General features: G+C 41.0%; 23 protein-coding genes. 13 read left to right on the forward strand and 10 right to left on the reverse strand.

The genetic code is table 11. The features are described from left to right. Positions 1-83 precede the first annotated feature (83 nt). The gene (locus ACR5KR_RS25785) at positions 84-611 is read right to left on the reverse strand and encodes a gamma carbonic anhydrase family protein (protein ID WP_322710647.1); all 528 of its coding nucleotides are present in this window, start codon (positions 609-611) and stop codon (positions 84-86) included. 242 nt (positions 612-853) lie between these two features. On the opposite strand from ACR5KR_RS25785, the gene ACR5KR_RS25790 reads away from it, so the two are divergent. From ACR5KR_RS25790 to map, 5 genes are all read left to right on the forward strand, one after another. Further along, positions 854-1,363, forward strand: a complete 510-nt coding sequence (locus tag ACR5KR_RS25790) for a TIGR02652 family protein (protein WP_445632021.1) — start codon at positions 854-856, stop codon at positions 1,361-1,363. A gap of 200 nt (positions 1,364-1,563) precedes the next feature. Continuing rightward, complete coding sequence (locus ACR5KR_RS25795) at positions 1,564-2,007, forward strand: VOC family protein (protein ID WP_448268488.1); 444 nt, start codon at positions 1,564-1,566, stop codon at positions 2,005-2,007. A 273-nt stretch (positions 2,008-2,280) separates the two neighbouring features. Beyond that, on the forward strand, positions 2,281-5,142 hold the full coding sequence (locus ACR5KR_RS25800) for a M16 family metallopeptidase (protein ID WP_448268489.1): 2,862 nt from the start codon (positions 2,281-2,283) through the stop codon (positions 5,140-5,142). A 103-nt stretch (positions 5,143-5,245) separates the two neighbouring features. Next, positions 5,246-5,770: a plastocyanin/azurin family copper-binding protein gene (locus ACR5KR_RS25805; protein WP_448268490.1), complete on the forward strand. Its 525-nt coding sequence runs from the start codon at positions 5,246-5,248 to the stop codon at positions 5,768-5,770. 228 nt (positions 5,771-5,998) lie between these two features. Continuing rightward, a complete protein-coding gene (gene map, locus ACR5KR_RS25810; RefSeq protein ID WP_448268491.1) occupies positions 5,999-6,826 on the forward strand; it encodes a type I methionyl aminopeptidase in 828 nt (275 codons plus the stop codon). Positions 6,827-6,964: 138 nt separating this feature from the next. On the opposite strand, the gene ACR5KR_RS25815 is transcribed toward map, so the two are convergent. Further along, positions 6,965-8,419, reverse strand: coding sequence for a hypothetical protein (locus tag ACR5KR_RS25815; RefSeq protein WP_448268492.1), 1,455 nt, complete (start codon positions 8,417-8,419; stop codon positions 6,965-6,967). Positions 8,420-8,628: 209 nt separating this feature from the next. Here ACR5KR_RS25815 and ACR5KR_RS25820 point away from each other — a divergent pair, with 209 nt between their 5' ends. Together ACR5KR_RS25820 and ACR5KR_RS25825 are read left to right on the forward strand one after the other, a co-directional pair. Continuing rightward, on the forward strand, positions 8,629-10,032 hold the full coding sequence (locus ACR5KR_RS25820) for an amidase (protein WP_448268493.1): 1,404 nt from the start codon (positions 8,629-8,631) through the stop codon (positions 10,030-10,032). Between the two features lie 2 nt (positions 10,033-10,034). Then, a complete protein-coding gene (locus ACR5KR_RS25825; protein WP_445629895.1) occupies positions 10,035-10,736 on the forward strand; it encodes a Crp/Fnr family transcriptional regulator in 702 nt (233 codons plus the stop codon). 105 nt (positions 10,737-10,841) lie between these two features. Here the strand turns inward: ACR5KR_RS25825 and ACR5KR_RS25830 are convergent, their stop codons facing one another. From ACR5KR_RS25830 to ACR5KR_RS25850, 5 genes are all read right to left on the reverse strand, one after another. Beyond that, a complete protein-coding gene (locus ACR5KR_RS25830; RefSeq protein ID WP_445632020.1) occupies positions 10,842-11,333 on the reverse strand; it encodes a hypothetical protein in 492 nt (163 codons plus the stop codon). 145 nt (positions 11,334-11,478) lie between these two features. After that, entirely contained in the window at positions 11,479-11,640 is a 162-nt protein-coding gene (locus ACR5KR_RS25835) for a hypothetical protein (protein WP_448268494.1), read from the reverse strand. A gap of 83 nt (positions 11,641-11,723) precedes the next feature. Next, a complete protein-coding gene (locus ACR5KR_RS25840; RefSeq protein ID WP_448268495.1) occupies positions 11,724-12,263 on the reverse strand; it encodes a GNAT family N-acetyltransferase in 540 nt (179 codons plus the stop codon). A gap of 171 nt (positions 12,264-12,434) precedes the next feature. Next, positions 12,435-13,301, reverse strand: coding sequence for an aldo/keto reductase (locus ACR5KR_RS25845; RefSeq protein WP_445629893.1), 867 nt, complete (start codon positions 13,299-13,301; stop codon positions 12,435-12,437). Positions 13,302-14,136: 835 nt separating this feature from the next. Then, positions 14,137-14,337: a heavy-metal-associated domain-containing protein gene (locus ACR5KR_RS25850; RefSeq protein ID WP_292785349.1), complete on the reverse strand. Its 201-nt coding sequence runs from the start codon at positions 14,335-14,337 to the stop codon at positions 14,137-14,139. A gap of 985 nt (positions 14,338-15,322) precedes the next feature. Here ACR5KR_RS25850 and ACR5KR_RS25855 point away from each other — a divergent pair. Then, positions 15,323-15,586, forward strand: a complete 264-nt coding sequence (locus ACR5KR_RS25855) for a DUF3146 family protein (protein ID WP_069070640.1) — start codon at positions 15,323-15,325, stop codon at positions 15,584-15,586. Between the two features lie 77 nt (positions 15,587-15,663). Here the strand turns inward: ACR5KR_RS25855 and ACR5KR_RS25860 are convergent, their stop codons facing one another. The 3 genes from ACR5KR_RS25860 to ntcA form a co-directional block, all read right to left on the reverse strand. Continuing rightward, positions 15,664-16,098, reverse strand: a complete 435-nt coding sequence (locus ACR5KR_RS25860) for a resolvase (RefSeq protein WP_448268497.1) — start codon at positions 16,096-16,098, stop codon at positions 15,664-15,666. A 143-nt stretch (positions 16,099-16,241) separates the two neighbouring features. Continuing rightward, complete coding sequence (locus ACR5KR_RS25865; RefSeq protein WP_445629891.1) at positions 16,242-17,732, reverse strand: DUF3084 domain-containing protein; 1,491 nt, start codon at positions 17,730-17,732, stop codon at positions 16,242-16,244. A 168-nt stretch (positions 17,733-17,900) separates the two neighbouring features. Next, entirely contained in the window at positions 17,901-18,572 is a 672-nt protein-coding gene (gene ntcA / locus ACR5KR_RS25870; protein ID WP_292854711.1) for a global nitrogen regulator NtcA, read from the reverse strand. Between the two features lie 379 nt (positions 18,573-18,951). On the opposite strand from ntcA, the gene fabI reads away from it, so the two are divergent. From fabI to ACR5KR_RS25895, 5 genes are all read left to right on the forward strand, one after another. Next, complete coding sequence (fabI, locus tag ACR5KR_RS25875) at positions 18,952-19,728, forward strand: enoyl-ACP reductase FabI (protein ID WP_322671731.1); 777 nt, start codon at positions 18,952-18,954, stop codon at positions 19,726-19,728. A gap of 131 nt (positions 19,729-19,859) precedes the next feature. Then, on the forward strand, positions 19,860-20,501 hold the full coding sequence (gene hisB / locus ACR5KR_RS25880; protein ID WP_445629890.1) for an imidazoleglycerol-phosphate dehydratase HisB: 642 nt from the start codon (positions 19,860-19,862) through the stop codon (positions 20,499-20,501). A gap of 208 nt (positions 20,502-20,709) precedes the next feature. Then, a complete protein-coding gene (locus ACR5KR_RS25885; protein WP_445629889.1) occupies positions 20,710-21,693 on the forward strand; it encodes an ABC transporter ATP-binding protein in 984 nt (327 codons plus the stop codon). Positions 21,694-22,191: 498 nt separating this feature from the next. Continuing rightward, entirely contained in the window at positions 22,192-23,661 is a 1,470-nt protein-coding gene (locus ACR5KR_RS25890; RefSeq protein ID WP_445629888.1) for an SLBB domain-containing protein, read from the forward strand. Between the two features lie 830 nt (positions 23,662-24,491). Next, entirely contained in the window at positions 24,492-25,877 is a 1,386-nt protein-coding gene (locus ACR5KR_RS25895) for a choice-of-anchor Q domain-containing protein (RefSeq protein WP_445629887.1), read from the forward strand. Positions 25,878-26,106 lie beyond the last annotated feature (229 nt).

Here is a 26,106-nt window from a genome sequence, read left to right on the forward strand (position 1 = left end):
GAGAGGGGAGACTTGGGAGAGACTTGTTCAATAATTCCCCCTTGTCCCCTCTGCTCCCCTGCCTTCTTCCCAGTCCCCATTCTCTAAGCCTTGCTAAAACCAATATCAGTACCTTTACCAGCATGAACTAAAGCTAACTTTTGGTAACGTTTAGCGTGTTCAATCAGTTCTGCGGCTTCAACATCTGTTACTTGCCGTAATACTTTACCTGGAATACCGACAACTAGAGACAAAGGCGGTACATTTTTAGTTACCACTGCGCCAGCACCAATAATGCTACCAGCGCCCACTCGTACCCCATCTAAAATCACTGCGCCAATGCCAATCAAACTTCCACGCTCAATGTAAGCAGAATGTACTACAGCGCGATGCCCTACAGTAACATGATCTTCTAAGATTGTTGGAAAACCAGCATCACCATGTAAAATTGCACCATCCTGAATATTTGTGCATTCGCCAATTTCAATTTGTTCTACATCTCCCCTCACCACTGCTCCATACCAAATGCTCACTCCTGTTGCTATATTTACCGAACCCATAACAACAGCATTGCCCGCAATGAAGGCAGCTTGAGAAAAATCAGGAGATGTCCAGTAAGAAGCGGTAGACACGATAGAATATGAATATGGTACCCAGGAACACTGGAGAAACTCCAACCTTTGAGGCTGGTTGCACAACCAGGATATCACAGCGTCAAGCCTCTACGCTGAGGAAAACACTAGTGAACAATGTTCCTGCCGCAACACCGTGTCTATGCAGCAGCGAGCAAGTAACCCAAAGTGGTTGAGCCGAAGTGTATAATCCAACCCACTAGTGCTGGTGAAGACAAAACTATGTTTGTACGCACTTCATGATGAATCCAGGTTTGCAGTACCCAATGTTTGGGCCGGAAATACAGTGTCCCCATTGTCGCCAGACTATTCCGGCGTTGACACTCACAGATACCTATCTGTGTCCGCGTCATGGCGCGTTTGAAGCTAATCCGAAAAATGGAGAGTTAATCCATTTGCAATCGGGGCGTCATTGGCGGAGGTGGAATAATGAATGGTATAGACAACATACTCATCCTGATGGTATTCGCTTTGAAATTCACGAAGCATTAGACAAGCTCTATACCCAAGGTTTTCGAGCAACACGAGTAATTATTGCTCGACGCTATCAGGAATTGATGAGTGGCTACTTAGAACGCAGCACGCCTTGGCGTTCTGGACAACCAGAAGCTACTGCGGCGCGTTTATACGGTTTACCCGTGGAGTTTAGCCCCGATAACTCAGATGATGCCTGTTGGGAAGTGATTAATTTTGACTTGGAAAAAGAGCCTGGTGTCCCTGTACGCTACCCTTATTTCAGGTTGTTTGAGTAAAGTTAGGAGTTAGGAGTTTGGAGTTAAGAGTTAGGAGTTATACCGATTACATCTGAGGTTGCTCCCTAACAACTTGCTCAAGCACCTTGTCTGACTAAGCTTGATTTTGTGCAATTTCACAAAGAATTGGTATTAAGAGCTAAATTCAATTCATAAACTCATAACTCTTAACTCCTAACTCTTAACTCCTAACTTTTGTTATGCACCACGCTTCTATTCGGACTGCCAATATTCATCGAGCGATCGCTTTCTACGAACTTTTAGGGTTTACAATCTCAGAACGCTTTACCACAGGCTATACCCTAGCTTGCTGGATAGAAGGATTGGGCGGCAGAATTGAACTGATCCAAATTCCCGAACCAAAACCAGCCCCAGATGCCTTTGCTGACGAACATTATGTGGGATATTATCATCTCTCGTTCGATTTAACTGAGATTACACCAGATTTACCTAGCTGGTTGACAAATTTGCAAGAACGTGCATTAGTAGCTGCTGAGAGTCAACCCGAAGGATTAGAACCGTTGAAGGTGCTTTTAGAACCGACACAACAGCAAATAGGCGATCGCATTTACGAAGTGGCTTTCATCGCCGATACTGATGGCTTACCTCTGGAATTCATTCGGATTTTAGCAAAACTCCCGTAATTTAGCTTTTTTATTAGCTTTGTTGCTAATATATTGTTTTTCTGTATTGTTACTGAAGTCACAGATTTTTTCGCCAGATTAAAGTGTGGTCACTCACAAAAATAAGTATGGGCGTTGCTGAATCAAGGGATGATTCTTGTAGCGTGGGCGTCTCGCCCGCCCTGAGATACAAGGGACAGGCAAGATACCCATCCCACAAAACTAGCAAAATCATCCGACAAATATGCAACGCCTAACTATGTAACTTAATTTACAGATATATCTGCTAAATACATGTATGGATGTTCCAAATTTTACTCGAAATTTTATAAATATCCCTTGCCGTTATTACTTTTAAGTTTATGGCTAATAGCTGTTTTTTTGTTGAGCGATCGACCTGCTCATAGCCAACATCCAGTTATATTTACTAACAAAGAAAAATATCAGTCAACCTTGCTAGCAAAAAGAATAATGCCCTCAACACTGACAGAAAACGTCCGCAAGACAGTGCTGGAGAATGGTCTAACTGTCCTGACAAAGGAAGTGCATACTGCGCCAGTGGTGACAGTGCAGGTGTGGTACAAGGTTGGCTCGCGTAACGAAGAACCAGGCGTGAACGGCATTGCCCACCAATTGGAACACATGATGTTTAAAGGTACAAAAAACCGTCCAATTCAATTTGGACGTTTGTTTAGTGCTTTAGGTAGTGATTCCAATGCTTTTACCAGCTATGACCAAACTGCATATTACGGTACTGTGGAACGAAACAAGCTGAAAGCGCTCTTGGTGTTGGAAGCAGACAGAATGCGAAATTCCCAGATTGAGCCGGAGCAATTAGCCAGTGAAAAGCGGGTAGTAATTTCCGAGTTGCAGGGTTACGAAAATAGTCCAGAATATCGCCTCAACCGCGCCCTCATGCAAGCGGTGTTTCCCAATCATGCTTATGGGTTGCCTGTAGGTGGCACTAAAGCTGATGTCGAAAAGTTTGAAGTTGAGCAGGTAGAAAAATATTACCGCAATTTTTACAGTCCCGATAATGCTGTCTTAGTGATTGTGGGAGATTTTCAAACAGCAAATACTCTCGAAACAATTAAAGAAGTGTTTGGTAAATTACCCAGGCAGGAGGCAGGAGTTATTTCTCCCTCATCTCCATCACTCAGCACTCAGCACTCATCACTCAGCACTCATCACTCAGCACTCAGCGCTCCCATCGTATTACGAGAACCGGGAGCAGGACGGCTGTTACAAGTTGTGTATCCGCTACCGGATGCAAATCAACCAGATGTGCCGACGCTGGATGTGATGGATTACATCTTGACAGAGGGACGGAATTCTAGACTTTATCAGGCATTGGTGGAATCAGGTTTAGCTAGTGAACTTACGGCATCCGTCACCAGTTTGCGAGAATCTGGCTGGTATGAGTTGTTGGTAACGGCTGGAGCTAAACAAGATTTGAAAAAAATTGACTCAATGTTGAGTAGTGCGATCGCCAATGTAGCAGAAAAAGGTGTGACATCTGAGGAAGTAGAACAAGCTAAAACTCAATTAACAGCAGATGTAATTTTGAGTAATCGTGATATCACCTCTCAAGCAATGCGATTGGGCACTGATGAGACAACTGTTGGTGATTATCGCTACACAGACCGCTATTTGGCAGCTGTTCGTCTGGTGAAGCCGACGGATGTTGTTGCTGTGATTAACAAATACTTGACAAAAGAAGCGCGGACAGTAGGATTTTTTGAACCAACCCAGAAGCGGATAACAGAAGTTGCTGACAAACCACACTCATCAGCCCAAACTACAGAAAATTTCTCTCCTGGCGCACCTGTGCTTCCTTCTGAGGTGATGAAATACTTACCACCTGTGGATTTGGCTACAGATGCGATTGCCCAAGTCTTACCCCAGGAATTTAAATTGACTAACGGATTGCGGATATTACTGTTACCCGATCGGAGTACTCCCACCGTTACCTTAAGCGGTTATATTCAAGCTGGGACAGAATTCGATCCAGAGAGCAAAGCTGGATTGGCTGCTTTTGTGTCAGATAATTTGCTAAATGGTACTAAGAGCAAGGATGTTTTAACTATTGCTAAAGTCTTAGGAGAACGAGGGGCAAGTCTAGACTTTCAAACCTACCGCGAAGGTGTGCATATTGAAGGTGATAGTTTAGCAGATGATTTGCCGATACTCCTGGAGATATTAGCAGATGTTGTGAAAAATAGTACCTTTCCCAGCAAAGAGTTAGAACTGCATCGCCAACAAACTTTAACTGATTTGCAACAGGAATTAGATGAGCCATCAGAAGTAGCTAGAAGAGTATTTGTTCAGTCAATTTATCCGAAAAAACACCCCTTACATACCTTCCCCACAGAGGAGAGTTTACAGCAGATTCAGCGCCAGGATGTGATTGATTTCAAAACTAAACATTATCGCCCAGATACAACAGTGCTAGCGCTGGTGGGAGATTTCGATCTAGACAAAGTGCGATCGCTGATTAAAAATAAGTTTGAAGACTGGGAAGTTAGCGGTCAAGCACCCACATTAAAATATCCCCCGGTAGCAATGCCACAGAAAATCGTCAGTGTCAACCCAGTTTTACCAGATAAAGCCCAAGCTGTAACTTATATGGGTTACACAGCCATTAACCGTTACGATCCTCGATTTCATGCAGCCTTAGTATTGAACCAGATATTGGGAGGCGATACTTTATCTAGTAGACTAGGTGCAGAAGTGCGCGATCGCCAAGGTTTGACCTATGGAATTTATAGCTCCTTCCAGACTCTTAAGAATGTAGGGACATTTTTGATTGAGATGCAGACTAGTCCTGAAGATAGCAGTAAAGCGATCGCTAGTACCCGCCAAATTCTACAGCAAATCCATCAACAAGGCGTCACTGCGCTGGAAGTAGAAACAGCTAAACGCACCCTGACGAGCAACTACAACGTTTCCTTAGCAAACCCAGAGGAATTAACAGATAGAATTCTAATGAATGAGGTGTACGGACTAGATAAAGAAGAATTGCACTCCTTCACTGATAAAATCCAGAAAGTTACTCTTGCCCAAGTTAACCAAACGGCTCGTGAGTTACTCCACCCAGATCGAATCGTAGTCGTTACTGCTGGCCCATCTGTGTTAGCACAGAAAAGTATTAGGTAGAGATAGGCACTGGGCATGGATAATATAAAGAATAGGTAAAGTGGTTTTCCCCGCTACCTATCAATCGTTATTGCTCATCAGCATTGCCTTTTGAGAATTAGTAATGACAATTTATAACTATTTTTACGAAGTTGTAATTAAATCCCTTACTTTCACAATTCCTACTTGGGTACAAATATTACGGTGTAACTACGTGATATTAATATTGCTTCTAGCTCTAAATTTCATCGCTGCTACTCCAGTAATGGCGGCGAATAAGTCTTTTGATTTGCTCAAGCAACCAGCTACAGAAATTACAGTTAGCTTGGGTAATACGGCTAACGAACTCAAATTTGAGCCAAATCATTTGGAATTTGAGGTTGGCAAACGCTATCAACTACGGCTTACTAATCCCAGTCAACTGAAGCACTATTTTACTGCTAAAGATTTTGCCGATGGCATCTGGACACAAAAAGTTGAAGCAGGCAAAGTAGAAATCAAAGGAGCCATTCACGAACTGGAACTCAAACCCAGTGCTGAAGCCGAATGGGTGTTTGTGCCCTTGAAATCTGGTACTTATGGCTTACGTTGTACAATACCAGGACATAGAGAAGCAGGTATGACTGGAGAGATTGCCATTAAAAATTAAAAATAATTGAGCTAAATACAACATTGAATTCAGGTGATTAAATTCTCTGCGTACCTTTGCCCTTAAATTTGCGCCCCTTTGCGTTTAAATTTGAAACCTCAATTCATCACAATTTTAGACTAAACTGTACTAACTCCCATAGTGTTAAATTAAAGATATTATTTCTCAATTAATCTAGAGAAAGCATTCATACTTCAGCGTTAAAGCACCAGTAATTATTAATCTCCCATGAACATTTTCAGTAACTTACTTTCTCAAGCGACTCAACCTGCACCTGCGAAAAAACAGCGCCGAGGAATTGAAATTAAATCGCCGCGTGAAATTGAAATCATGCGGCAATCATCGACAATTGTAGCAACTGTCCTCAAAGAAATTTCCGAGCTAGTAAAGCCAGGAATGACAACAGCTGATTTGGATGCTTATGCAGAAAAACGCATCCGCGAAATGGGTGCAACACCAAGTTTTAAAGGATATCACGGTTTTCCAGGTTCTATTTGCTCCAGTATTAATAATGAAGCAGTGCATGGCATTCCTAGTCCCAAAAAAGTGATTCGCGTCGGGGACGTATTAAAAGTAGATACGGGCGCTTATTACCAAGGCTTTCACGGTGATTCTTGCATTTCAATTGCTGTGGGTGAAGTGACGCAAGAAGCGGCTAAATTAATTCGCGTAGCAGAAGAAGCTTTATACAAGGGTATTGAACAAGTAAAGGCTGGTGTATACCTACTTGACTTAGCTGGAGCAATTGAAGATCATGTGAAAGCTAACGGCTTTAGTATAGTTGAAGAGTTTACTGGCCACGGTGTCGGTCGTAATCTGCATGAAGAACCTTCAGTATTCAACTACCGTACTCGTGAGATGCCAAATGTTAAACTCCGGGCAGGGATGACGCTGGCAATTGAGCCAATTTTAAATGCGGGTTCTAGACACACGCGGACATTATCTGACCGTTGGACAGCAGTTACTATGGATAATTCTTTGTCTGCTCAGTTTGAGCATACAGTGTTGGTAACGGAGACTGGTTATGAGATTTTGACTGACCGTTCTAAGCTGTAATTGTCAGTTGTAATTATTTGTTGTTGAGAGAGGTAAAGCGTTGAAAGAGGGCGATTTACCTCTTTACCTTTTTAACACAATTTGTCAAACATTCAATAACTGCTATATAGCAATCCTATCTAATTTTTCACAAATGATTTAGGACTGTTGATTAGTCCCTGCATAATTAGTTTTGTAAATAGAAAGCATCTCTTTAGCTTGCACAAAGACAGACGTACTCTTTGGAATAGCTTCTAACAAATTAATTGCTTGCCGCCATTTATTTTGTGCTTGCTTTCGACTTAGTTGTGAATGAGGTGAATTTTTAACAAATAAATTAGCTTCTGTTGCTAGCTTGTGAGCTAATTCTAAATTTTCTACAGCTTTCTTTTCAATTAGCACTCTTTTACTGATAGATTTATAGTTAATTTGATAGTAAGATAATTTATTCTTTGCTTGGTCATAAACTGATGTTTTAGCAGGAATGTTATCTAATAAAATTATTGCCTGATACCATTTGGTTTCTGCTTGTTGCCAGACTTTTAGAGGATGCGGTGGCTTTTGAACGAGAGAAGCAGCCTCCATACCGAGTTTTTGAGCAGATTTAAACTTAGCATAAGCGCTTCTTTCTTGAGTTAAACTTAGATTTTGCTCTCTAATTTTCAAACCCGCAAAAGTTAAGATTAATAAACTTGAAGCGATAATCAAAGCTGAACATACTATCTTGGGTGTTGAAAACTTTGGTAATATTCCTAATTTCTGGCTACTGGTTGCTTCTTTACTACTTTCCTCTTCAATCTTTTTCAAGGCTTGTTCTGCATGTAGACTGAAAGTATCACCTTGAAGAATTAAAGCAGCGATTTGTTGTTGGAAATAATCACAATCATTGAGAATATCTGTCAATTCTTGAAATCTTCCCTCACTTGATATGATTAATTCATGGTCATCATCTAACCACTCTAGAGCAAAACCAGATTTACCATAAAAAGCTGATACGCCTAATAAAATATTTAATAAATTGCGACTATTTTTAATAGTATCAAAAATATAATTTAGTTTTTGTTGTAACTCTAATAGTTGTTTTTTAGAATCGCTAGTTTTTTCAATTTGATGTTTTAAAATATTAGATTTAGCTAAGGCTAAGTCAATTTTTAAGCTGTTATTTAAGGTTTGAAATTGATTGGAGATACTTAAATTAATAATATCAGAATTTAGCTGATTTACTAATTGAATATCGCTAAGAATATCAGCGGCTATTGCTTGCAAAAAATAACCCCATTCAAGCCAATCATCAATTTTTGATTGTAAATCAGTCAATGAAATTTTAGTTTCTGAATTTCCAAATTTATCTGCGATCGCTGGATCTACTAATCCTACACCAGGTATAAATAAAACACCTACAGTACTTATTCGAGGAAGTGTAGCGATCGCAGAATTTTTGACGTTCTCAAGTCTCAATTCTTGAACGATTAATTTTTTAATATTCCGTAGCTGTTCTTGAGCATTATTAATCGGGATAATTTGTTCCATGATTTGATTAGAATCGCCAATAGTAAGTTTTAGACTCTGAATCAATGTTGGCAATTCACTAACAAGTATTTCTAGGTTAGCCATAAATACCCTTTAGGGATTTGTCGAAAGTTTATGCAGAACAATTAAAATGGCTTGAGTAAGAACGTAACCACGCCTATTGCATCTGAGTATCCTAAATGAGTGGCAAATCTCAGGAGCTATAAAATGTATAGTTCCCCGAAATCCTGCTAAAGTAACAATTTCAGTTTAAAAATCCCAGAGTAAAGACAAAATTACCCATTCACTAACCTATGAATGAAGTTGATTTAGCATTTACCCCAGCACTAGAGTTGGCGCAATTAATTCGTCGCCGGGAAATATCACCGCTAGAGTTGGTAGAAATATATTTAGAACGGATTGAGCAATTAAATCCTCAATTAGGAAGTTATTTTACGGTGACGGCAGAATTAGCGATCGCAGATGCCAAAGCCAAAACAGAATTATTAACAACTACCTCAGAACTACCGCCATTTTTTGGCGTGCCGATTTCCATTAAAGACCTCAATGCTGTAGCAGGTGTTACCTGTACTTATGGAAATCCAGCATTACTGAACAATATCCCTAATTATGATGATGGGGTTGTAACGCGGATTAAGCAGGCTGGATTTACTATTCTTGGTAAAACAGCCACTTCCGAATTAGGTTCTTTTCCCTACAGCGAACCTATGGGTTTTCCCCCAGCCAGAAATCCGTGGAATTTAGAATACACCCCTGGCGGTTCCAGTGGTGGTGCGGCGGCGGCGGTAGCAGCGGGATTGTGTGCGATCGCTCAAGGTTCTGATGGTGGTGGTTCAATTCGGGGTCCTGCGGCTTGTTGTGGTTTGGTGGGAATTAAACCATCTAGGGGTAGGGTGAGTAAAGCACCCGTAGGCGAACGCCTCGCTGGAATTGCCGTTAACGGGCCAATCGCCCGGACTGTCGCTGATGCTGCTGCCCTTTTGGATACCATATCTGGTTACATGACAGGCGATCCTTACTGGTTGCCAGATCCCGAACCATCATTTCTTGCGGCAACTGGGACAAAACTCGGTGCTTTGCGAATTGCCTTTGACACTAGTATTTCTCCTTTGGGAGAAGCTGATGCCAACTGTCAGCAAGGTGTCCGCCAAACAGTCCAGTTATTAGAAAAACTCGGCCACCACGTTGAACAAAAATCCCCAGATTTTAGTGGTTTAGTTGAACCATTTCAAATCGTTTGGCAAGCTGGGGTAGCTGCATCGGGACTTCCTGTTGAAGCTTTGCAGCCATTGAATCGCTGGCTATTTGCACGCACAGGTTCCGTTGGAGAATACCTGCAAGCAGTTTCCCAAATGCAGGTAGTGGCACGTCAGATTGTGGCGTTTTTCGATACCGTGGATGTGCTGGTATTGCCAGTTTATCTACATTCACCTATCCGTGTTGGGGAATGGGCTTCGCTCAGTCCAGAAGAGACATTCCAAAATATTATTGAGTGGGTTGCCCCTTGTCCGCCTGCGAATGCAACTGGACAACCTGCGATCGCCATTCCTGTTGGCTTTGATAGTAAGGGTTTACCTATCAGTGTGCAGCTAATTGGTAAACCTGCCGCTGAAGCCACAATCATCAGTCTAGCAGCACAATTAGAAGCGGCTAATCCTTGGATTCATCATCGTCCAGCCTGGGCAATATCAGGCTGATCGTGCAGGCATCCTTGGAACAACTTTCGCAAATTATTGTGCTTGCAGGTTTAAAAACGGCAGAGAAGATAGGTTTGCAACCTTACACTCAGGTGCAAGGCTATCGTCAAGGAGAGATTATTCTCCATGAAGGCGATCGCTTACCAGCAAAACTCTATGCTGTTGTCAGTGGATCGATTCAAGTTACCAAAACAGCAACAACCGGGAAAGAAACAATTCTCCGTGCCTTAGCTGCTGGGGAAATTTTTGCGGCTCCTGCTTTGTTGGGAAATGGGATTTCTCCGGCAACTGTCACTGCTGAATCTGATTGTGAAATTCTTACTGTAGAGCGAGATGCTTTGTTAAAAGCTATTGACGAAAATCCTGAAATCGCCTTACGAATGCTGATGGTTTTTAACAGTCGGATTCAGCAATTACATGAAACAGTCCACGGATTAGTTTCTGAAAGAGCGATTGTTCGCCTTGCGAGATTAATTCAATATTTTGTTGTTGAATCTGGAACTGAATCTAGTCCACAAGGCGAGTGTTTAAAAGTTAAATTATCTTATTATCGGATGGCTCGAAGTAGCGGCATTACTTACGAAGAATGCGTGCGATTAATTAAAAGTCTCAAGTTAGTAATTGCTTATCGTCGGGGTGGGACGATTACGATCCTTGATGCTGAAAAATTGGATGCGATCGCATCTGGAGATTACGATCCTTGATGCTGAAAAATTGAATGCGTAGTTTACCGCCGCAGGCATCGCATCTGGAGATATAGATTAGTAGTGGCGCACATCTGTGCGCCACTACACGCGGGGGACAGCAATTCAGACTGCTACAGCTGCTCTATCTTGCTCGCGTGCAGCCACAACTAAAACTAGACATAGAGCTGCGATCGCTTTTTGCCATTCTTGCCGAACTTGCGCGTCTTCGACACCTTCAAACAACCCTACCAAGCGGGGAATAGAAGCTTCTAAAGCCAGACGAGGTACTGGACGGTGTAACTCAACCAAATGAGTTAAACTTTCTTGATTATGGACAAAACCAATTACCCATCTTGTAGTGTGATCGGGACTATCAGGAACCCGTTTGACTCCCAACTCATTTTTTAGCCAGTTGTAAAAAGGTGGTAATTCCTTAGCTAAAACTCCTCCAGCGGTGGGTAAAGTTTCCTTAAGCAAATTGGTATCTAAGCTGTTTAATTCTTGTTGCAATTCAGGTGAATTGAGAACTTTAGTTAGAGGCTGTGAGAGTATTTCCTCCAACTGAGTTTCAGAAAAATTTAAATTTTCAGCAAAAGTTAAAAGTAGCGATCGCATTTTTTTAGAATCCAAAATTAACTAATTTTTATCTGTGACTTTCTCTGAGATGGGGAGCAAAAATGTCAGGTTTTCTTCAATCTTTCAAGCATCAGGTGCATTAGTAGATATCAAGACAAAAACACCAATTCATAGTACTTTAGGATTATGAACTGTAAATAAAAGTTGATAATCTTCCAGGCTGATTTGCCCCCTGAGATAATTTATTTGTAGCTATTCGTCTACCAGAACGCAGATACTTTTTACCCGCTGCTGCTAATACTTCGTGTTCCGTAGCTGTTTGGAAATTGAGGATAGGGTTGGTCATCTGTGCGGCCCTCTGAACTTGTCTTACCCTCAATTTCTCAGTAATTTATGATATTGTCTCTGAGGTAGCTCATAGAAGCAGTATTACTTTGCTTTCCATTCGTGGTCAAGGATAGCGTAAAGAAAGTTGTCGTACCATCTGCCTTTGATTAACTCTTTTTCTCGCAGATGACCTTCACGACGCATACCAGTTTTTTCTAATACCTTTACAGAAGCAACATTCTCTGAAACACACCAAGACCAGATACGATGCATTCTCAATTCTTCAAAGCCAAACTTTAAAATTGCCTGTGCCGCTTCTGTTGCATAACCTTGTCCCCAATATTGAGTATTTAGTTCATAGCCGATATTTGCTTCCCGCATTTCTGGATCGTTTACACGGATACCACAATTGCCAATCAGCCGATTTTCTTTTTTGAGGACAACAGCTAACTGAAACTTAGTCCGGGGTTGCTCTTTTTGCTGATCGATAAACATCTGGATAAACTCACAAACATCGTTCTGTGTGCGTTGTGTCCAGTAGTTATAACGCAAATACAAAGGATCGGATTGATAGGCAAAAACCGCCTGCAAATCTGTCTCTATAAAGTCACGCATTAGCAAGCGGTGTGTTTCTAATATCATGTCTTTTTTTATAGGCAAGTTCTACCATATTTTCATTAGCCAGTGGAATAATTGACGTTGCTGAATTCAGGTATGAAAATGCTTTTGCATGATTTAAAAATCTTTGTAAAAACGTTACATGGCAACGTCTTTACACTCAGATTCATAAATTGAATTAGTAACGCCGAATAATTAAGTTGCCCGATCGATTTTTTGCACTTCTTCGTCAGATAATTTCACGTTGATAGCATGTGTTGAGTCTTCAATGCTGGAAACCTTGCTAGCACCAGGAATAGGCAAAATAATAGGCGACTTGGAACGCAACCATGCCAAAACGATATTGTACACCGACACGCCTTTTTCTTTAGCTAATTTAGCGATCGCAGAAATATCTTGCAAATCCTGATGGCGACGCCTACCACCAAAGGGACTCCAAGGTAAAAAGGTCAATCCCTGCTGTTCGCAATATTCTAATACGCCGTCATTTTCTGGCTGTCGCTGCCAAGGGCTGTATTGATTCTGCACCGAAACAATATCGACAATATCCTGCGCCCGCTTAATTTGTTCAACGGAAAAGTTAGAAACTCCTACAAACCGAATCAAACCAGCCTCCACTGCTTCTTTAACTGGCGCAAGAGATTCTTCAATGGTGTAATTAGGATCGGGAGAATGATATTGCCAAACATCGATGGGTTTAGCACCGCCCAAAGCCTCAAAACTGGCTCGAATTGTTTGGCGCAAATGTTCTGGGTTGCCGTTGCTTGTCCAGCTGCCATTGGGACGCATCAACCCGCCCTTAGTTGCTACAATTACTTGACTAACATCGCCTTTGTAACTACTAACTGCCTTGTGAATTAGCTGCTCATTGTGGTGCTTATCTGACTCATCTTTACAGTAAGCATCGGCAGTGTCAATAAATGTAATACCCAAATCCAAGGCACGATGAATAACTTGGATTGATTCCGATTCAGGAGGACGATTAGCAATTGACATCGGCATACCACCCAAACCAATTGCACTCACAAAGATACCAGTTTTTCCTAGCTGTTTGGTTTCCATGATTCTAGCTATAGCTTTCTGCCTCAATTATCTATCAGTTAGTTATTCATCAGAAATCCTCCCTAGTACTTAGACTTGAGGATAAGTGAATGTAATTCTTCTTTCTGCTATGTGTGAAAATACCACATTATTTAACAGACAATCCTCATAGACTGAGGATATTTTAAAAGTGGTCAGACAATTTTGGATTTTAGATTTGGGATTTGGGATTTTGGATTGACAGTGACCCCATAGATAAATCTAGGGGCTTGCGAATTTTAGATTTTAGATTAACTCCATAGATGAATCTAGGGGCTTGTACCATCCAGGAATGTCGGTCAGACAATTTTGGATTTTAGATTTGGGATTTGGGATTTTGGATTGACAGTTGACCCCATAGATAAATCTAGGGGCTTGCGAATTTTAGATTTTAGATTAACTCCATAGATGAATCTAGGGGCTTGTACCATCCAGGAATGTCGTTCAACTGTAATTTAGGCACTTCTATATGCCCCCTAACCTCCCTGAATAAGGGGGATTTATGGAGAACTAAAACGTTTTGTTACCGACTAAATAAATTTTAAAACATCCTTTAATTTCGACCTAAGAATTTTTAATATGAGATTTAAGATTTAATTCTCTGAAAGTTATATTTGATTGTGGTCTTGGCAAACTTAATTCTTATTGATGCTTACCAATATTTAGATTTTTTGCCCTGCTGTCAGAGAAAGAATAATTGCGAGCGAGTAGAGTAATATATTAATATTTACGCCCGTCAAACGGACGTAAATATCCTTAGACAATTGTGTTGACTAAATTATTTCCTCTAAATTTCTTAGAAAACTTAGAGATTTAGTTAATAGCCCTCTATAGTGTAACCAGCAGACTGAACTATCTGTTTAATTGACTCTTCAGAAGCGGCAGCATCTACAGTGACAGTTTTAGTCTCAACGTTCACATCTACTTTGGCATCAGATTCCATAGTCTGAATAGATTTAGTTATTTTCTGGGCGCACTCATTACCTTTAATATTGGGAACTTTCAATTTAATTGCCATTATTTACCTCGTTACGGAAACTGAAATTTACCTTTAAGAAATATAATATCGATTTTGATAGTGAGCGCACATCTTACTTGAGTTAGGGAATTGAGCATTACATAAATAGTAATAACTAATAGTTATATCTAAATCATTATTGACAAATTATTAAGGACGTAAAACTAAATAAAATGCAAAAACATATAAAGCTTTTTATGAAAATCCACTGAGAAACTACTAACTTTTAAAAAGCATTTTTGAGTTTGTGATGAGGACTCCACAAGACATTTACGCTGCTTTTTTAGGCATTGATGTTAGACATAGTTATTTTAGTAAGACTGCTCGATTGTACAAGCGTCTATGCGTAATTCACGAAATCTTTTTATCTGTAGTTTTTAATTTATTGTACACTTTAGATACTTTTGCCCAACATTTAGAGTACATATAGATTCAAAAAACAGCTATCTTGCGGCAGAAATATACTGTGGATTCCCAACAAAGACTTTCAGCAACACAATTATCATAGGAGTGTTAGACACTGCTATTTGGGTATTTACGCTAAAGACTGCTTCACATTGCGAGTGGAAACGATTTCTGAAATGTACCAGTAGTTGAAATGCGATCGCTAGAAGCAACGAAAAAATTAGCATTTCTCGTTTGATTTATTTTCCAATATCTATGACGAACTATGACCCTCGAAGTAAAACTCGCTAACGCTTCTCTAGGAGACGCTAAGAGCGACCGAGCGTCAGGGGCGGTTTATTGACGCCGTACTGTACTAGTAGTTCGCTTTCGTGACGCAAGCGGGGTAAAGGGGGAAAGGATTTAAATCCCTTACCCTTTTCCCTTTCCCCTTTCCCCAGCCCTCACCAAGCATTGTTGACTTGCCAGACAGTTAACTACAAATACCCACTTTGTCAGTTTGTCTAATTGAGATATGTTTGGTAAATAAAATAAGTAGCCTACATTATCGGCTGTTATTCCACACTTGACATAAAGCATTGTGAGTGCAAAACGTCTGCCAGAAACCATTGCCCATGTCAGAATTACCCGTCAATCCTGGCAACACGGCTTCCTTGAGGGTGAAGTGAGTGCGGGTGAGTTTGAGTGGCATTTCCAGTGGCATTTTCGTCGGGGAGAACTTGCCGTCAAGCCTTCCCAAGGTCGCGCCTTAATCAAAGAACCTCTCGGTCGATTCTTAGAGCAACAAGATTACCAGCTAGAGCCTGGAGGAGACTATGCTTTTACGATTCGGGCGGAACTTTAAAAGTTAAGAGTTATTCAATTTTGGATTTTGGATTTTAGATTTTGGATTGAAGAAAAAATCTAAAATTGGCTGGCTGCTCATTCAGTAAGGCGATTTAAGTATCTTTCGATTAAGAGGATGGCAACAATGTCATCTATGGGTCTTGGAGGCTGTCGTAGACCCTGTGGCAATAGCTTGATTAGCCCTTTGGGCGGGAACATTTGCCAATAGCGATCGCGTGCTTCTAAGGTTGTGTAGCGCTCATCCACTAAAATAATACTCAACGGTTCTGTTAATTCTTGATATAATCTCTGTCTCCACTGTTTGGCTGTAGTTTGGTCGCCCATGACCATCAAAGAAATCGGAAACCTTTGGCGCAGTGTCTCAATGCTAGCGATCGCCTCTTTTGCTAACACAACTTGATGATCGTACAGTTGCCGATCGAGTCCCATCACCGCTAAACCACACTTATCTCGACCTGGATCAAACCCCAAGATGACTGGTTGCGTTGGTGAAAATTCACGGAGATTCATAATTAATTAAAAATTAGAAATGTACCCTTACAAGGATCTTGCTACGTATAGTATCTGCTAGATAAAAAATGCAGCTACAGCAACTATTTTGACTGCTGTTCAATGTGTTTAAATCTTACTAATAACAGTGTGCAAATAATTTTTTAAGTACTAAAAATAATTTTTCCGTCAACTATCGCCACCAATTTTACTCTCAATGGTCCGGCTGTATAAGTATCCTCTGCTGCGATCGCTTTGATCTCCAAGGGTTGATTATACTGTCTTAGTAGGCTGACAAAGCGCAGAAAAGTCCCCTCTACTTGCACATTTTCGACAATTCCGGCATTACGGGCACGAAATTGGGAAGCAGAAATCAGTATTTCTAGCCGCTGCTGTAACTGATAAGATGTCATGGTTTTGGAATCAGCAGTAGTCGTGGCTAACACCGCGCCTCCCGAAAAAACCAGTTGATTCTGGGCTGTATCCGCGAAAAATTCTATCTGCTTTTCTCCCCTGACGTAATTACCAGCAGAGAAAATTCGCACGACGTATTCTTTACCATCCTCAATCTGCTTGCTTAATTGATCGACTCTATCCTGGGTCACGCGCAACAGCTCTAAATTTGCCGAATTTGCACCAGGTTCGCTTAGTTCGAGGTTGGCGTTGCGATTGGCTTCTTGTAAAAGTTGTACCACTGCTTGACGAGCGGCGGCAGGTTGAGTAACACGAATTACAGCAGCGGACAGAACTTGACCGCGAACTAAGGCCAGCTTACCCAAACGCAAGTCGCGGTAGGACTGATAATATTTTTCCAGTCTGGCAACTTCCTGTTCTAGTTCCTCCTGTTGTGCTTCCAATTCTTTGAGGCGCGATTCCCGTTTGGCAATCACTTGCTCTCGTGCTACAACTTCTAGATTACGTTTTTGAATTAGTTGATCCAGTTGAGCAATTTTTTGATCGCGCGCTTCTATGGCTTCTTGACGGTTAGCAAGTTCGCGATCGCGTTTTTCAATTGCTGTTTTGGCTTCGTCAATGGCTTTTTTCGCTTCTGCATAAAGTCTTTGACGTTCTGTCTTCAACAGTTCAACTGCCGCCTGTAGTTCCTTTCTCTGGTCGTAAACGCTTTGCAATTCAGCTATGGCTTTTTGATATTGAGTTACAACTCGATCTAGCTGACCTTGAGTGCGTTGGAGTTGAGTTTGGGTTTGGGCTTGTTGACTAATGGTGCGGTTCAGCTGGGCTTGCGTTTCCCTCTGTTTGGCGTTTGCCGCCTGCAAGGATTGATTAATTGCCTGCAAGTCTTGTTGTGCCTTTGCTTGGGCAATTCTTGCTTGATTTAACTCACCCTCTACCTGACTTTTCTGCGTTTCTGCGGTTTTTAGCTGTTCCCGCTTCTGTCTGAGGTCTGTTTGAATATCTTCTAACTCAAAGACTCCTTTGCGCAAACCTTCGTCGGCAGCGAATAAAATCCCTAGAGTTGATGCTGAAATCAAACCACCAGTAAAAATTGTTACTAATACAGCAGTGTTTTTCGGACGAAGCTTAAAAAGTGAGAGGCGGGCTTTGCCAACTCGTGTGCCGATGCGATCGCCCACGGTGGCAATTACGCCTCCCAGAATCAAAATTGCTGCGATGAGGATGTATCCGGTGGTCATCTTTAGCTACCGAAATCCTTCCAGATACAGCCTACTACTTTTAAGCATTGTCTGGAAAGAAGTGGGAATTGGCAATAGCTGAAATTATTCAATTTTAGATTTACCTCTAGCTATTAGTGTCATTTTTCAAAATAGAACACGCGCCGATTCCCCTTTCTCCAATTGTTTTTATGTGAACTGCCTACTTAAGGTAACAGGTTTATGCACAGTAATCTTCTTTTTGTGGATAGAAATCATTTTTTTCTCACGCAAATCTCCCAGGAGCCTAGTAACGGTAACACGAGTTGAACCAATTGCCTCTGCGATCGCTTGATGAGATAACTTCAGATCAATTGTGATCCCATCCGCACAAGGAACGCCAAAATCCCGACAAAGAATTAACAAAAAACTCACCAATCTAGAACCCATATCTCGGTGAGCAAGAGTTTCAATCATCATCTCTGTCTGTAAAATGCGCGAAGACAGACCTCGCAGCATTAACATTGATAATTCTGGATTTTCCTTAAGTGCTACCTCCACCTGTTCAATTGGTGCCGACAGTAATTCTACAGGAGTAAATGCAACCGCATGGTAAAACCGATCCGATTTATTTCCTGTCAGCAATGACAATACACCAAAAACACTATTTTCCCGCAGCAACGCTACCGTTATTTCCTCTCCTGCCTCGTACACCCTGGAAAGTTTAACAGCACCTTTCAAAAGAAAATAAACTCGTTCGGCAGGATCGCCAGGAAAAAAGATCGTTTTATTGCGTTCAAACGTTTCCACAACTGGCGGAAACGCCCCGGTCGCCATCTGACGAAAAACATTTGCTAGGGCTTTATCTTGTGTCACGATCATCTCCCTTCCCCTACCCAATGCCGGAAAAACAAAAACTGATTACCTAAGAATACACCCGAAAAATGAATAAAGCACCGTCAACCTTTCTGTACTTTCCTATACTCAAACTAATCTCTTCATAACTCTTTGTTTATAATGATACATAATTGTTGATCCTTTCAGCTACTAATTGTTGATAAGTAGTTCCAATAACTATATTTAAAAGGTTTTTTGAAGAACAAATAAAGATATCTTGAGAATATCTTTATAAAAAATCAAGATTTTTGTCACGGCAAACACCCTTAGCAATATTCATTTTTGTCAATCCTGTATAAAACAAAGACTAAACGTGCCTCAGATTCTAGTATGCTCCTAATGATCGATCGCATTAACAATTTATATGCTAAATCTGACTGGAAAAAATGCCCTTGTTACAGGTATTGCCAATAACCGCTCGATCGCTTGGGGCATTGCCCAACAACTGCACAAAGCCGGAGCAAACCTGGGTATTACCTACCTGCCGGATGAACGTGGCAAGATGGAGAAAAAAGTTGCGGAATTGGTAGAACCTCTCAACCCCAGCTTATTTCTTCCCTGTAATGTCCAAGATGAAGACCAAATTAAATCTACTTTTGAGACAATCCGCGAACAGTGGGGAAAGCTAGATATCCTGATCCATTGTCTGGCCTTTGCCAGCAAAGACGATTTAAGTGGAGATTTTAGCCAAACCTCTCGTTCTGGCTTCAACACCGCCTTAGAAATTAGTACCTACTCATTGGTGCAGTTAAGTGGTGCAGCCAAACCTTTGATGACAGAGGGAGGTAGCATCGTCACTCTGACATATTTAGGTGGTGTTAGGGCAATCCCCAACTACAACGTTATGGGAATTGCCAAGGCGGGTTTAGAAATGAGTGTGCGTTACCTAGCTGCTGAACTAGGGCCGCAAAATATTCGTGTGAATGCCATCTCCGCAGGTCCCATCCGTACTTTGGCATCTTCAGCAGTGGGTGGGATTTTGGATATGATTCATCATGTAGAAGAAGTAGCTCCTCTACGACGCACCGTCACTCAGTTAGAAGTAGGCAACGCTGCGGCTTTCTTGTGTAGTGATTTGTCCAGCGGCATTACCGGACAAATTCTCTATGTAGATGCAGGATATGAAATTATGGGAATGTGACGCGATAAAGTTAGGAGTAAGAAAGTTAGGAGTTAGAAGTGAGGAGTTAAGAGTTAAAAATTTATAACTCATAACTCATAGTTCTTAATTCCTAACTGATAACTCTTAACTTTTAACTCTTTCCACTCCCCATGCAAACAACCAATCGCCAAGTTAATTCAAACTACGATCGCTTAACCCAAACCCCTCGCATTGCCACTGTTCACCGCACCACTGGTGAAACTAATGTGCAAGTTACCATCAATCTGGATGGTAGAGGAACTTGCACAGCAGCAACAGGTATTCCGTTTTTGGATCACATGTTGCATCAAATTGCCTCCCACGGGCTGATTGATATAGATGTTCAAGCCAAGGGAGACTGGGAAATTGACGATCATCACACCAACGAAGATGTAGGCATTACTTTAGGGCAAGCTTTTAACCAAGCACTAGGCGACAGAAAAGGTATTGTCCGCTTTGGTAATTTTCTTGCACCACTGGATGAAGCCTTAGTTCAGGTAGCGCTAGACTTTTCTGGACGGCCTCACCTCAGCTACGGCTTGCAAATTCCTACTCACAGGGTAGGAACCTATGACACCCAACTGGTGCGAGAATTTTTTGTGGCTTTGGTTAACCATAGCCAAATGACACTGCACATTCGACAATTGGATGGCATTAATTCTCACCACATCATTGAAGCAACATTTAAAGCCTTTGCAAGAGCAACACGGCAGGCAGTGGAAATTGACCCTCGACGTGCTGGCTTAATTCCCAGTTCTAAGGGAGTTCTATGAAAAGAGTCAAATTGGGCATTGAAAAGAGGCAGAGGGGAGAAAACTTACTACAACTTCTCTTCTCCTCTGCTCTCCTGCTCCCCTGCTCCCCTGCTTCTTCCCCAGTCCCCCATTTCGGATAATTGACACACGAGTTGTTGATGGTTATTATCAGCCTACCGGGTAATTTTTAATTGATGCCAAGCTGATAAATAGTGATTTAACCGAGATGAAATCTGTTGCAGATGACTCTAATTCTCAACTTAATACGGCAGACATTCCACCAGTAGTCCTAACTTCTGAGTTGCGAAAAGTCTATCGCACTGGTTTTTGGCTAAATCAAAAAGTCGTATCTCTCAAAAACTGTTCTTTAACGGTTTACAAAGGCGAAACCTTTGGTTTGTTGGGGCCTAATGGTGCTGGGAAAACTACCCTTTTAAAATTGTTGCTGGGAATTATTCATCCCACTTCCGGACGCGGATCGTTGTTAGGTAAACCAATAGGCGATCGCAGTGTTAAGCAACATATTGGCTATCTGCCGGAAAATCCCTATTTGTATGACTATCTCACTGGTTGGGAATTTTTACAGCTTGCTGCTGGCTTATTCCAAATTCCCCAAAGTGTCCAACGCCAGCGCATTCCCCAACTACTGGAATTGGTCGGTTTATCCCAAGCCGATGCCCGTAAAAAACTGCTGCGCCGCTATTCCAAAGGAATGCTACAGCGTGTTGGGATGGCACAGGCACTAATTAACGAGCCAGATTTAGTTTTTCTGGATGAACCTATGTCTGGTCTCGATCCGGTGGGGCGCTACCAAATGCGAGAAATTATTCTGGCGCTCAAAGCTGCTGGTAAAACGATTTTTTTCAACAGCCACGTTCTTAGTGAAGTAGAACAGATTTGCGATCGCATTGCCATTCTCGCTCAAGGTGAACTAATTTGCTCTGGTTCCCTCAATGAACTTTTAGGCGTAAATGACACATATCAAGTAAAAGGTCAAGGTGGTGACTGGGAAATTCTTAAAAAATGGATACCCACTCTCATATTTGAGCCTGATGGTTCCTGGCACGGTACACTACAAGATGGTTACTATGATTTTCTTGCCAGTCTTCGTCTTATGGAAGGTAAAATTATCGCCATTAACTTGTCACGTCAATCCCTAGAAGAATTTTTTATTCAACAGATCCAAAGAAAAAACAACCCCTTGAATTAGTCTTGTTGCCAAGTAGTAAATTGTCGACTGGCTTGAAGAACAAAACCCAAAATTCTGCCTTTTTAAGTTCCTTTGCCCAACACAATCCACAAAAAATAAAATTCCGACATCTTTTCAAGCTTATTTGTATTTATTTAATGAACTTGTTCCTAATTTTAGTAGTCCCTTACTACTCATTGCAGATTTTAAATGTCATCAAATTAACTTTGACAATAAAACTTTATTCGCGACTACTTGATTGTTGGCTAACAGACAATTTCTTGTAGAAACTGGATTTAATTGCGTAAATCCTACATTTTTTGATATTACTCTATTCAAGCAACATTAACTTTAAGCTAACTTCACTAAAAATTTAAGTTCAATAAACAAATTTCCTCCGGAAAATAACACTTTTCTAGGAAAATAAGAGTGTCGGGGAACTTGAATATTTAGGTATAGTCAAAATAAAAATGTTTAGACAGTACTTTATTGATTGTAGTTTCAGAATCTCAGGTAAATATGCTTAACAAAAGTTTGTCTAAATTCCTAATTCAGCCAACTGTAGGTATGGCTTTGTTAACTGCTGTCAATGCCGCTGTGTCATCTGCCAGTCTAGCTCAGGGACAACCGTTACCACCAACAACACAACCACCAATTACACAAACACAATTAGATACTAATTATTCATTAGGAGGCGGCGATCTCATCCGTGTAAATGTATTTGAAGTACCTGAATATACAGGTGAATACCAAATTCCCCCCGGTGGAGCAATCAACCTACCTTTAATTGGTAGTGTATCGGTATTAGGGCTAACAACTGAACAAGCTTCTGACGAAATAGCTAGAAGATATGCTCGCTTCCTCAAACGTCCCTTGATCTCAGTCAATCTCTTGTCTCCTCGTCCTATAAATATTTTTGTTGCTGGAGAGGTAACACGTCCTGGAGCTTACACTCTAAACTTGAGCGGAGGCGCCGGGAACAATCCAGGCGTACAATACCCCACTGTATTAGCCGCATTAACAACAGCGCAGGGGGTAACTTTAGCTGCGGATGTGACTCAAGTTCAATTACGGCGTAGAATCGGACGTTCTTCAGAGCAATCTGTCACCCTCAATTTGAAAGAACTCATTCAAACAGGCAAGTTATCGCAGGATATTACCTTGCGGGATGGAGACACTATAGTTGTGCCAACAGCAACCAACTTCAACGTTGCAGAATCTCGCAATATATTTGCATCCAACTTTGCTGCCAGTCAAACCACACCCCGCACAGTAACAATTATTGGTGAAGTTAACCGTCCTGGTTCGTATCTTGTCACCCCAGGAAATACAGATAGCCAAGTGGGCGCAACCCCTAACAGTGGCACTGCCAGTCCCACTGGTTTACCAAATGTGACACGGGTAATTCAATTAGCTGGCGGGATTACAGCACAAGCTGATGTGCGTAATCTCAAGCTACGCCGACCTACAAGAACAGGCTCAGAACAATCTATAGATATTAATCTTTGGCAACTGTTACAGAGTGGTGATGCTAATCAAGACATCATTGTGCAAGACGGAGACACAATTGTTATTCCGACGGCAACTGAAATTAACCCCGCAGAAGCGACTCAATTAGCTACCACTACTTTGTCTCCTACACGAATTCAGGTTGGTGTGGTTGGCGAAGTTAAAAAACCAGGTCTAACAGACGTTCAACCAAATAGCTCTTTAAATCAAGCTATACTCGCTGCTGGCGGATTTAATGATGCCAGAGCTAGTAGTAGTGCTGTTGATTTAATTCGCCTCAATCCTAATGGTTCTGTCACTAAACGTATAGTAAAAGTGGATTTCTCTGCTGGGATTAATGAGCAAACTAATCCCATACTCCGCAATAATGACGTTGTAGTAGTAAACCGATCTGGTGCAGCTAAGACTGGCGATACCGTCAACACTGTAACTGGACCTCTAGGTATTATCCTTAATCTTCTGAACTTATTCGGACTCTAATTTAAGAGATAGATGTAAATTGGGGGCGTTGGTCAACCCTCTTCGTCCCTAAAATTGCACTATCCTTTGATTAAAAACAAGTTACACATAACAAACGCTTCACAAGACATCGCTCCTTCCAAATTGCGTTTTCTAAATGCTGCGATCCTGGTTAGGACAAGTCTGCTATAAATACTTTGACAGCCGCTCTTTTCTGATTTGCCAATGTTTTAAGCTATCTGACCACTTTTATATATCCGTCATTATAATAATTTTAAGTAATATTACTCATAAAGAAATACTGTAAACTTTAAAACTCTTACTGTAAATTCATAATGTGCATTGATAGATTTTTGAAATCTTTATTGTAGGTACTCGGATTTCTTATGATAATGAGAATCTTTTAGAAAGCAGATTTCGTAAATACTAGTTAATCACTGATTTTTAGTTATTCAGTGATTATTATTATCATAAGAATTATTTAAGTAAATCAACTAATTGATGACAGATATACTATTTTAACCACAGATACCGCGTATACACAGTAGAATGATGTCGAATTGGAAATGACGCCATTTGTACGGTTGCTTGGTGTTCATGAATGGGGTAACTCTGGATACTGATATTTTTTATTCAGTGATTTTATCAGATGTTTGCGATTTTTTGGAACACAAGCTCAAAAGGTGGTTCAGCCATATTTACGCGAAAATGCGCAGGTTTAAACCTATAAAACCGTGTATAAACTTACAAGTGGCAGTGATACGACCGTATCCAATACTGGGTTATTAACTAAGGCTAGAGTTACTAACCGTTAACGATTGAGTTTTTGCAACATACCCTATTTTTTCCCTATGATGATTCATGGTTTCGGTTTTCTCAGTTTGAGCGCATCTCTTGTACTTCCCTGGGCATTAACAGGTCTGGTTCAAGGACAGAGAATAACAGAGTCTTTTTTTAAAGATGTTCCTCAGCCATCCACTATTCAGGAAACACCACTACCTAACCGCAAGCTGATCAGTGGTATTTCAACTGAGACAACATACTATGTTAGTGGTAACGGAAACGACAGAAATAGCGGACTCTCTACCTCATCTGCTTTTAGGACACTTCAAAGGGCAGCAAACCTGACTAATCCTGGCGACACGGTACTTATTATGAACGGGCAATACAAGAATGGGCCCAAAAACGGTGCTGTACTAAGTATTAAACGTTCTGGAACTGCAAATGCATGGATTAAATTTGAAGCATATCCTGGGCATTCTCCAAAAATTCAGCACAATACATGGAATGGGATCTCGATTTCAAATGGAGCTTCATACATCGAGATTAACGGGCTGGAGGTTATAGGGAACAATGCTAATATCACCCGTGATTATGCGTTAAGTCAGAAATATAACACATCAAATCCGCTTACTAGCGGAAATTGCATAAGCATTGAGGGAGGAAATAAAGGCCGTTCCCATCACATAAATATTCTAAACAACAAAGTGCATGATTGTGGAGGAGCAGGTATCTCAGCAATCCAAGCTGATTATGTGAAAGTGGATAATAACACTGTATACAATAACGCTTGGTACACAGTTCATGGTTGCAGTGGCATTTCCATGCTTAATAATTGGAGTTCTGACAATAACAAGGGATACAAGATATTTGTGACCAATAACAGAAGCTACAATAATCGAATGTACGTTCCTTGGATTGGTTCCGGAACGATTTCAGACGGTAATGGTATTATTGTTGATGTTTCAAAAGGATATAGAGGACGGATTTTAATTGCGAACAATCTCACCTACAATAATGGCGGTTCAGGTATTCATTCCCATGAGAGTCAGCATATCGATATTATCAACAATACGGCATATTTGAATCAGCAAAGTCCAGAAGTTCAAAAAAAGGGAAAAGGCGAAATTTATGCGGGTTATTCGTCTGATGTCAAAATTTTCAATAACATTATGTATGCTTCCCCTGGTAATGCTGTGAATAGCAATATGAAAAATGTCAACGTCAGTTATGACTACAATGTTTATCGCAATAATTCGACGATCAAGATTACAGGACCTAACGATATGATTGCAGATCCACAGTTTGTTAATGCCTCGGCTCGTGACTTTAGATTGAAATCAACAAGTCCGGCTATTAATAGTGGTTTAAAATGGAGTAGTTTGAAAACCGATTTTCTAGGCAATTCTCGTGTGTCCGGTTATGCACCTGATAGAGGAGCATACGAAAATCGGTAGCAGTTAAAAGTATGGCATTGGGTTGTAGGATAAAGTTCTTATTGATATATAGGTTTTGTCTACAACCCAATTGGAGAAGGCCAGCAAGAGCCACAAAGCAAAACAGTGAAGATATCTCTTATCCGATCTAGGAGCGCTATATCAATAATTCTTAGTCCGGTTAATTACTTATTATTTAAAACTTATGGCGTCTTTACCTCAATCTTTATTAATAAATATTTATCCGGAC

It is taken from the genome of Nostoc sp. DSM 114159 (assembly GCF_053470285.1).

Excerpts from the sequence above, each read along its gene's own strand:
- ACR5KR_RS25790 (WP_445632021.1), top strand. The coding sequence starts at position 854 with ATGAATCCAGGTTTGCAGTACCCAATGTTTGGGCCGGAAATACAGTGT.
- ACR5KR_RS25795 (WP_448268488.1), top strand. The coding sequence starts at position 1,564 with ATGCACCACGCTTCTATTCGGACTGCCAATATTCATCGAGCGATCGCT.
- ACR5KR_RS25800 (WP_448268489.1), top strand. The coding sequence starts at position 2,281 with ATGTATGGATGTTCCAAATTTTACTCGAAATTTTATAAATATCCCTTG.
- ACR5KR_RS25805 (WP_448268490.1), top strand. The coding sequence starts at position 5,246 with ATGACAATTTATAACTATTTTTACGAAGTTGTAATTAAATCCCTTACT.
- map (WP_448268491.1), top strand. The coding sequence starts at position 5,999 with ATGAACATTTTCAGTAACTTACTTTCTCAAGCGACTCAACCTGCACCT.
- ACR5KR_RS25815 (WP_448268492.1), bottom strand. The coding sequence starts at position 8,419 with ATGGCTAACCTAGAAATACTTGTTAGTGAATTGCCAACATTGATTCAG.
- ACR5KR_RS25820 (WP_448268493.1), top strand. The coding sequence starts at position 8,629 with ATGAATGAAGTTGATTTAGCATTTACCCCAGCACTAGAGTTGGCGCAA.
- ACR5KR_RS25830 (WP_445632020.1), bottom strand. The coding sequence starts at position 11,333 with ATGCGATCGCTACTTTTAACTTTTGCTGAAAATTTAAATTTTTCTGAA.
- ACR5KR_RS25835 (WP_448268494.1), bottom strand. The coding sequence starts at position 11,640 with ATGACCAACCCTATCCTCAATTTCCAAACAGCTACGGAACACGAAGTA.
- ACR5KR_RS25840 (WP_448268495.1), bottom strand. The coding sequence starts at position 12,263 with ATGATATTAGAAACACACCGCTTGCTAATGCGTGACTTTATAGAGACA.
- ACR5KR_RS25845 (WP_445629893.1), bottom strand. The coding sequence starts at position 13,301 with ATGGAAACCAAACAGCTAGGAAAAACTGGTATCTTTGTGAGTGCAATT.
- ACR5KR_RS25850 (WP_292785349.1), bottom strand. The coding sequence starts at position 14,337 with ATGGCAATTAAATTGAAAGTTCCCAATATTAAAGGTAATGAGTGCGCC.
- ACR5KR_RS25860 (WP_448268497.1), bottom strand. The coding sequence starts at position 16,098 with ATGAATCTCCGTGAATTTTCACCAACGCAACCAGTCATCTTGGGGTTT.
- ACR5KR_RS25865 (WP_445629891.1), bottom strand. The coding sequence starts at position 17,732 with ATGACCACCGGATACATCCTCATCGCAGCAATTTTGATTCTGGGAGGC.
- ntcA (WP_292854711.1), bottom strand. The coding sequence starts at position 18,572 with ATGATCGTGACACAAGATAAAGCCCTAGCAAATGTTTTTCGTCAGATG.
- fabI (WP_322671731.1), top strand. The coding sequence starts at position 18,952 with ATGCTAAATCTGACTGGAAAAAATGCCCTTGTTACAGGTATTGCCAAT.
- hisB (WP_445629890.1), top strand. The coding sequence starts at position 19,860 with ATGCAAACAACCAATCGCCAAGTTAATTCAAACTACGATCGCTTAACC.
- ACR5KR_RS25885 (WP_445629889.1), top strand. The coding sequence starts at position 20,710 with ATGAAATCTGTTGCAGATGACTCTAATTCTCAACTTAATACGGCAGAC.
- ACR5KR_RS25890 (WP_445629888.1), top strand. The coding sequence starts at position 22,192 with ATGCTTAACAAAAGTTTGTCTAAATTCCTAATTCAGCCAACTGTAGGT.
- ACR5KR_RS25895 (WP_445629887.1), top strand. The coding sequence starts at position 24,492 with ATGATGATTCATGGTTTCGGTTTTCTCAGTTTGAGCGCATCTCTTGTA.